Source organism: Candidatus Neomarinimicrobiota bacterium (assembly GCA_041862535.1).
Classification (GTDB): domain Bacteria; phylum Fidelibacterota; class Marinisomatia; order SCGC-AAA003-L08; family TS1B11.
In genome coordinates, this window is the sequence record JBGVTM010000080.1 from 1 (window position 1) to 8,356 (window position 8,356).

Annotated in this window: 5 protein-coding genes; all 5 read right to left on the reverse strand. The window is 59.3% G+C overall.

All coding sequences use genetic code 11. The features are described from left to right. Positions 1-3,134 (reverse strand): cohesin domain-containing protein (locus tag ACETWG_03225; GenBank protein ID MFB0515599.1); only part of this gene is annotated, 3,134 nt, incomplete at its 3' end. Positions 3,135-3,306: 172 nt separating this feature from the next. Next, positions 3,307-4,485 (reverse strand): PLP-dependent aspartate aminotransferase family protein, encoded by a 1,179-nt coding sequence (locus tag ACETWG_03230; protein MFB0515600.1) that lies wholly within the window; start codon positions 4,483-4,485, stop codon positions 3,307-3,309. Then, a complete protein-coding gene (secA, locus tag ACETWG_03235) occupies positions 4,470-7,487 on the reverse strand; it encodes a preprotein translocase subunit SecA (protein ID MFB0515601.1) in 3,018 nt (1,005 codons plus the stop codon). The genes ACETWG_03230 and secA overlap by 16 nt, the downstream gene beginning before the upstream one ends. Beyond that, entirely contained in the window at positions 7,484-7,945 is a 462-nt protein-coding gene (gene nusB, locus ACETWG_03240) for a transcription antitermination factor NusB (protein ID MFB0515602.1), read from the reverse strand. The genes secA and nusB overlap by 4 nt, the downstream gene beginning before the upstream one ends. A 3-nt stretch (positions 7,946-7,948) precedes the next feature. Beyond that, positions 7,949-8,356, reverse strand: a 408-nt coding sequence (locus ACETWG_03245; protein MFB0515603.1) for a leucine dehydrogenase, incomplete at its 5' end; no start/stop codon positions are given.

Here is an 8,356-nt window from a genome sequence, read left to right on the forward strand (position 1 = left end):
CCCGCCGGTATTAAACCTTCATCACCGGTGGCATAATGCAACTGCAACTGTCCGGAGTCTATTGGTTTAGCAGACAGTCTTTCGGGACGAGGCAGGCGTGTTTGCGCTTCACTGGAGAGAAAGGTAAGCCAACGGGGATCATAACCGGCGGTCATCTGGAAGCCACACAGGTTCACGGAGTTAGTGAGCCCCACCGGGACAGTAACCGTCCGGCCGGGCTCGGCTTCACTGGCAGCGGGGGCAAAGACGCCCCGCACCACACCGACCGGGAACGATCCGGCGACGGTGGTTTGACGCAGGGTGTGCCCGCGCTCATCAGACAATACCACCTCCTCCAGGTCCAGCCCGATCAGACCCTCAGGGGCCTCGGGCAGCACGCGGTAAGCAATCGTGACTACCGGCCCCCGGCCGACAGAGATGGGGGTGTTAGAAAAGGAAGATTCAATCAGGCGCAGGGCTCCCTTTCCCAGTCCGGTGTGGGCTACATGGGCATCCGCCGGGAGCCGGGGGGTGCCGCGAACTTCCACAACCTGCAAAGCATCCGAGGCCGCCCGGATGACGAGCTGAAAGGCCATTACCGGCCGGGGATTGTCCATGAAAATGGACACATAACCGGTGTCACCCGGTTGGGTAGGAGCACCGGTTCCAACCCGCAGCTGCGCCAGCTGCACCTCAATCGCGACGGCACCACCCGCCACGCGGGCACTATATGCCCCTCCGTGGGCATCGGAGATTACCACCTCCCCGACATCCAAATTGACTTTCGCCGGGATCATCGCATCGACATCCATCAGCAGCAGCAGGACGGTCCCTTCACGCGGTGGTATCGTCGTTAGCCGCGGTGAGAAACCCACCACCGACCAACTCTCGCCAGGAGTATCCCGCTCCAGATAGAATATCCAATCCGGGGGAACATGGTCACCCAACACCACTCTGGGATTGGTAAGTAACCCTGGGGGAATGTCCTGAAACTCAAAACGGATACCAGCCACGGGATCATCATTCTTCATACTAATAGGGATCGCCACTTCATCCCCGGCGAGAGCCCGGGTTTGACCGACGGCGAAATCCACCCAGCTCACAGGGGTAGCCGCAACTCCATTTGACGGGCCTGACTCAAACTGGCCGTCATAGATCGCCGTCACGGCATAACCGTAGGTCTGGCCGTTGACCACCGCTGTATCCAGGTAAGCCAGATTATCCGCCCCGACAGTGACCAGGAGGGTTTCTCGCCCGCGGGGAACTGGCAGCTCCAGGTCGCGATAGATGGCATATCCGGTCACCGGCAGCACTTGCCGTTCGATTAGCGGTGCAGGTGCGGGGATCGGAGTCAGGGAGCCAGCCGTGGGCCGATAGCCCTGAGCCACCGCTTCAGCTTTGATGGATGAGAGCGCCCGCGGGGCATACACTGAGGGATGTTCAGGGGTCAAAATCCGTCCGATGCCCGGTCGTTGGCCGGGTTTAACGCCGAACGCGGCCAACTGGCGCCGGATACCATCAATCCGGTCCATGCGGCCCAGGATGAAACCATATTCCAGGGCCCAGAAAGCCGTCCGGTGCTGGCCGACAGCCCCCAGGTGGGTCAGCCCGCTTACCAGACCGCGGGCCTGAGCATGGCTGGTTGTGATGGCGTCGCCGTAGTCCATTTCGGAGCGCGGAGGGGTAGCGGGATACTCGATTCCATCCATGAAACTCCCATCCGATCCGGTCAGGGCTTCCGGGGTTCCTGCGTCTTCAGCGACGATCCGGGCACCAAAATAGCGACTGATAAAGCTGGGGCCAATATCCCAGATGATATCCTGTCCGATGAGCCAGACCCTTCCACCCCGCTTGAGAAAAGCAGCCAGATTGGCCTGATCGTTGGGCGTGAGTGTCGGGTGATAGCCCCACTCGTAACCCGTCATCCAGATAATGATATCAACGTGCTGGAGTGCTTCCCGATCGGGGCCATCGGCGCCCACCGGGACGCTGAAGTAATCGAAGGCGTAGCCGGCACTGGTGAGATCGTCAGCCATCTGCCCACCCACATCCAGGTATGGTAGACCCAGCTGGGAGGCATCGTCATCTACCAGGAGGATAGGTTCCTTTCCGACACCGCCATCGGTTGGAGCCGCCCAGCTCAGGGGCACCACCCCGTCCTGGCCCGACAAGGCAACCAGGTTCCGTGGTGGATCAAGATAGCCCGGAAAGACCGCCATTCGGCCAGGAATAGTCCGGGAGACCAACCGCTCCTGTCCCTCACGCTCCATGACGCGCACGTCCGCCGCATATACCCCGATATCCGTGCGATAGGCGGCCGAGTCCACCGCGAAGGCTATCTCCAGAATCTCGCCCGCGCCAGGCCCCATTTCTTTCCCCGCCTGAGCATAGAGCCAGATCCATATCCCACTGTCGGCCGGTTCCCATTCCAATTGAAACTTATCTAAGCGGCCAGAGGCAACCACATCCAGCGGCTCAAGCAGATCAGGCTCCCACCAAAGGCTGAGCTGAATTCCCACCACGGGTCCGGTATTGGAGAGCCGGAGGGATAGATCGGCCCTCTCACCCTGGTCCGCCTGGGCTTCGCCAATAATCAGCTCCACAACCTTCCCCAAGTTTAGGGCGCCATCCTGACCCCTGGCTGGTAGCGCGCTGCCTATCGGATCGGAGACGATGACGGCTTCCAAGGACAAGGGCACGTAGTCCCGGGATGCGGTACCGCGCGGGATTATAAAGACCAGCCGCATGACCGGTCCCACTCCCGGGGCGATGTTGCTGCCAGCCGGGTCAAACACGAGGATCCGGCTGCTTCCGGCCCTGGGGAGCTGAAGCCGGTCGATCCGCCACCCGGGTGTGCGGTCCGTGCTGAGTACCGAATCCAGGATCGGGACTCCTTCTCCGTGATACAGATCCACTTGCAGGCCGCCTACTTCATCCCACTCGTTGTAGAGCTCCACCGGCACCATCACGGTATCGGTGTCGGCGGGAACGGTGATATGCGGCAGGGCGAGCACGATCCTGGCACTGTCAGGGCCGGCCCATTCGACAGGCTCAGGACTAGCCTGGGCACCAAGGGATTGCCCACTTAAAAATAGTAGCCCAACCGCCGGGACCAGCGAGCGGAAACGATCAGCCAGGTGGAGGAAATCACTCAACGCATACTCGCACATGATATGTAGTATTCGAAAGGGAAATTGAGTGCTCGAAATATATGCCGCAAGGACTTTTACAAGCGCGAGAGTGGTCGTTACGGCAGGGAAAGGCGGCTTTGACAGGCCGGTGCTGCCCACAGTTGGCGAGAAACGAAACGCCGGTGATAGGTGGCGTTCAGGCCAGAGCCGCCAGACCAGCCGCCAGGTCGGCTTCCAGGTCGGCCAGATCTTCGATACCCACGGAAAGACGCACCAGTCCGTCGGTCAGACCGATGGCTTCACGCCTTTTCCTGGGCACGCTCGCATGGGTCATAAGGGCCGGATGCTCCACCAGGCTCTCAACCCCACCCAGGCTTTCAGCCAGGGTGAAGACCTCCAGGTGCCGGATAAAGGCTTTAGCCCGCTCCAGGGAACCGGTATCAAGGCTGATCATGCCGCCAAAAATCGGCCGACCATCTGGAGTGCGCTGTTGCCTGGCCGCCAGTTCGAATTGGGGATGGTCCGGCAGACCGGGGTAATAGACTTTTTTTACCGCGGGATGCCCCTCCAAAAGTTGAGCCAGGGCCAGGGCATTGCGGCTGTGCTGCTCGATGCGTACCGGCAGGGTTTTGAGCGAGCGGGAGGTGAGCCAGCAATCGAAGGGAGACGGCACCGCGCCCACCGATTTCTGGACGAAATAGAGATCTTCGGCCAGGTTATCTTCGTTCGTGACCAGCGCCCCCATGAGGACATCACTGTGACCGGCCAGATACTTGGTGACGCTATGGAAGGAAACGTGGGCGCCCAATTCCAGGGGCCGCTGGCAATAGGGGCTCATGAAAGTATTATCCACGATACACAGCAGGTCCCGGTCCCGAGCCAGCTGGGCAGTGCGCTCAATATCGGTGAGGTTCATCATCGGATTACTGGGGGTTTCAATCACGATGGCCCTAGTGGACGGTTCAATAGCGGCGGCGATATTGTCCACCGAACTGCTATTGACCCAGCTGACGCTGATATTGAAACGGTTAAACACTTGGGTGAGTACCCGATAGGTACCGCCGTAAACGTCTTCCCCCACTACAACGTGGTCGTCAGCACTGAAATGCATCACCAGGGCGGACAGCGCCGACATACCCGAAGCAAAGGCGACCCCGTGCTTACCCCCTTCTAATGAGGCCAGGTTCCGTTCCAGATTGGCCCGGGTGGGATTGTGGACCCGGCTGTAGACGAATCCCCGATGAACTCCTACATCATCCTGGGCGTAGGTGGTGGTCTGGTGAAGCGGTGGCACGATTGACCCGGTAGCCGGGTCAGGTTCCTGGCCTACATGGATAGCGCGGGTGGCGAATTTCCCCTCTAACTTCCGTGACACTTCTTGTACTTCTTCCCGCTACCACAGGGACACGGATCATTGCGGCCCACCTTTTCACCTACCTGGACCGGTTTCCGCTGGGCTGGAGGCATCTGGGCGCCTGCCATGCCAGCCATGGCCGGCTGGGCCTGAGGCTGCTGGGAAGCTGGCCCACCAGTGGCAGCAAAGCCCAAATTGACCGCTTCCGCGTGGGAGGTCTGGAGCTGCCGCCCTACCCGCTGCAGCCGGGGCCGCTGCTCCTCCAGCCCCGCGATCCGCACCCCGAACAGCCGCCGCAGCGTGGCCCGGTTGATGTCATCCAGCATCTCCACAAACATGCCGAAGGCTTCCGACTTGTACTCCAGCAGGGGATTCTTCTGACCGTAAGCCCGGAGGTTGATCCCCTCCCGCAACTGGTCCATGCTGTACAGGTGCTGTTGCCATTTCTCGTCAACGGTGCGGAGTACCACGTAGCGCTCAAAGTGAGCAAAGGCCTCCGGGTCGGCCAGGGAACGCTTTAAAGTATAGTGAGCCATTCCCTGTTCCTGGATCACCTGTTTCAACGCTTCCGGATCACCGGCTAATTCCCCATCAGTTTGGAAGTCCATGAGGAGGATATTCCCCAGCTCATGGCGCAGGGCCTCGGTATCGATCATCCCGTCGGTTACCACCAGGTCAGACTGCAGGATGCTGCCGATCAGCTCTGAGACCATCTTATCTATCTCAGCCAGCAGATCCTCGCCATGGAGGGCGTAGTTGCGGCGGTCGTAGATAATCTCGCGCTGTTGGTTCATCACGTCGTCATATTCCAGCAGGTGCTTACGGATGCCAAAGTTGCGGGTCTCCACCCGCTTCTGGGCCCGTTCAATGGACTTAGAGACGAAACGATGGGTGATAACTTCGCCTTCAGGTAGTCCCATGCGGTCCATGATGCGGGCGATCCGATCGGAGCCGAACAGGCGCATGAGGTCGTCTTCCAGGCTCAGGAAAAAGACCGAGCTGCCGGGATCGCCCTGTCGTCCGGAGCGTCCGCGGAGCTGCAGATCAATCCGGCGGGCCTCGTGGCGCTCAGTCCCCAGGATATGCAGGCCACCCAGGTCAGTGATACCGGTCCCGAGCTTGATGTCGGTGCCGCGGCCGGCCATGTTAGTGGCGATGGTCACGGCGCTGCGCTGCCCCGCTCGGAGGACGATTTCGGCCTCCCGCTGGTGCTGCTTGGCATTCAACACGTTGTGGGGAATGCCCCGCCGCTTGAGCATCCGGGATAGCGTCTCCGAGACCTCCACCGAAATGGTGCCCACCAGCACCGGCTGGCCCCGGCGGTGGCGGGTCTCGATCTCATCGAGAATGGCGTTGTACTTCTCCCGCTTGGTCTTGTAGACCATGTCATCCTGATCCGAACGGATAACCGGTTCATTGGTGGGGATAACCGTTACTTCGAGCTTATATATCTGGGTGAACTCCTGGGCTTCGGTGGCGGCGGTACCGGTCATGCCAGACAGTTTCTCGTACATGCGGAAATAATTTTGAATGGTGATGGTGGCGATGGTTTGGGTCTCCTTTTCGATCACCACCCCCTCTTTGGCCTCCAGGGCCTGGTGCAGCCCATCGCTGTAGCGTCGGCCCGGCAGGATGCGACCGGTGAACTCATCGACTATCAGCACTTTGCCATCCTGAACCACGTACTCCACATCTTTCTCGTACAGGGTGTAAGCCCTGAGCAGCTGGCTGATGTGGTGGATGGTGTTGCTCCGTTCGCTGTGAAGCTCCTGTATCTCTCCCTTCCTCCGTAGCCTTTCTTCCGTGGTAAGGTTGGGATCGTTCTCGATGGCTGCAAAGACTTCACCCAGGTCCGGAATGACGAAAGCGTCGGGATTGTCGGGCGAAATCTTCAGGCGCCCCTGCTCAGTAAGGTCGATGATATGACCCTTTTCATCAACGAAGAAGAACAGCTCCTCGTCCAGCTCATGGAGCTTCTTGTCCCGCAGGTAGTCATTCTCCACCGAGCGCACGGCCGCCTGGACCCCGGTCTCCTGAAACATTTTCATCAGCTTGCGGTTCTTGGGCATCCCCCGGCTGGCAATGAGGAGTTTGGTAGCGGCAGCGTACTCCTCCCGTTCCCATTCCCGTTCAGCCTCCGCCACCAGCGAGTTGACCAGGTTGGTCTGACTGCGGATAAGCTGCTCCACCTTGGGCTTGACTTCTACATAGAGGGTATCGGTGGGAGTATCCACCTGGCCGGAGATAATGAGCGGCGTGCGGGCCTCATCGACGAGCACCGAGTCCACTTCATCCACGATGGCATAAACATGGCCCCGCTGCACCTGATCTTCGGGACTTACCGCCATGTTGTCCCGCAGGTAGTCAAAGCCAAACTCGTTATTGGTACCATAGGTGATATCGCAGGCATAGATCTGACGGCGCTCATCGGGGCCCATGCGGTTGAGTATGCACCCCACCGACAGGCCTAACAGCTCATAAATCTGCCCCATCCACTGGCTGTCGCGCTCCGCCAGGTAGTCGTTCACCGTGACGATATGCACCCCGCGCCCGGTAAGGGCATTCAGAACCACCGGCATAGTGGCCACCAGGGTCTTGCCCTCACCGGTTTTCATCTCGGCAATCCGCCCTTTGTGAAGGACAATGGCACCCAGCAGCTGAACGTCAAAGGGGATCATATCCCACACCATGGCCTGACCCAACACCTTGAACTCCTTGCCCATCAGACGCCGGCAGGCGTCCTTGACGATGGCAAAGACCTCGGTCATACGGCTTTCCAGCGTCTCCTGTTCGACGCGGTAGATCTCCTCATCGCGTTCAGCGCTGTCCGGCATCGCCTGCTTGACCGCCTCCCGGGCATCAGCCACTTCCTGGCGGATCTCCCTCAAGCGACCCACCAGGTCTTCCAGAGGTTTTCCCTCCAGGGTGGCATAGATGGCATTGATTTCCGCTACCAGGGGTCTGAAACTGCGGATGTCCCGCTCGGACTTGGTGCCACCTAAAATCTTTTGAATCAAATTCATGCGCTTACAGCTCCACGGCCTGAGCCGCTGTTCAATTTCCCTTCCAGAATATCATGGTACACGGCATCCAGGATACCGTTGATAAAGCCTGGACTGTCATCGGTACTGTACTTCTTGGCAATTTCGATGGCCTCACTGATGCTCACTTTCAAAGGTACATTATCAAAGTTAACCATTTCTACAATCGCGAGTTCCAGTATAAGTCGATCAATCAGTGTCACGCGCCCCAACTCCCAGTGTTCCAGTTTGGAAGCAATAGTCTGGTCCGCCCAGTCCTGGCGTTTCAGAGCCTGTCTCACGAGTTCCAGGCAATAGCCTTGAACCTCTTCCGGGAGCGCTTCTTCGCCTTCAGCGGCCAGGAAGTCAATGGTCTCTTCCGGCCGGCTGCCACCAAGGTTGGCGGCGTACAGACACTGCAGGGCCATTTCGCGGGCGCGCCGCCGAACCTTTCTGGTAATTGGCTACCCCCTTCTGAATACCCGGCTGGGAGTGCTGGTATAAAAGGTCTTGAACTTGGCGACGGCCCGAATACGGTACTCAGCCAAGCGATCGGAGGCTACGCTGGTAGGAATTCCCTCCGCAGCCGACATCTTGAAAATTTCCATTAGCGTGTCGTAGATCCCCTCGGCCTGTTTGAAGGCCCGCTCGCGGTTGTAGCCCTCCAGCTCGTTAGCTACATTGATGAGACCCCCGGAGTTGATCGCATAATCGGGAGCGTAGAGAATATTCCGTTTGAGCAGGGCGGCCCCGTGCTCCTTGGAGGATGCCAGCTGGTTATTAGCCGCCCCGGCCACAATCGGTGCCTTGATTTCGGGAATGGTCTTATCGTTCAAGACCGCCCCCAAGGCGCAGGGAGCGAAGACGTGCAC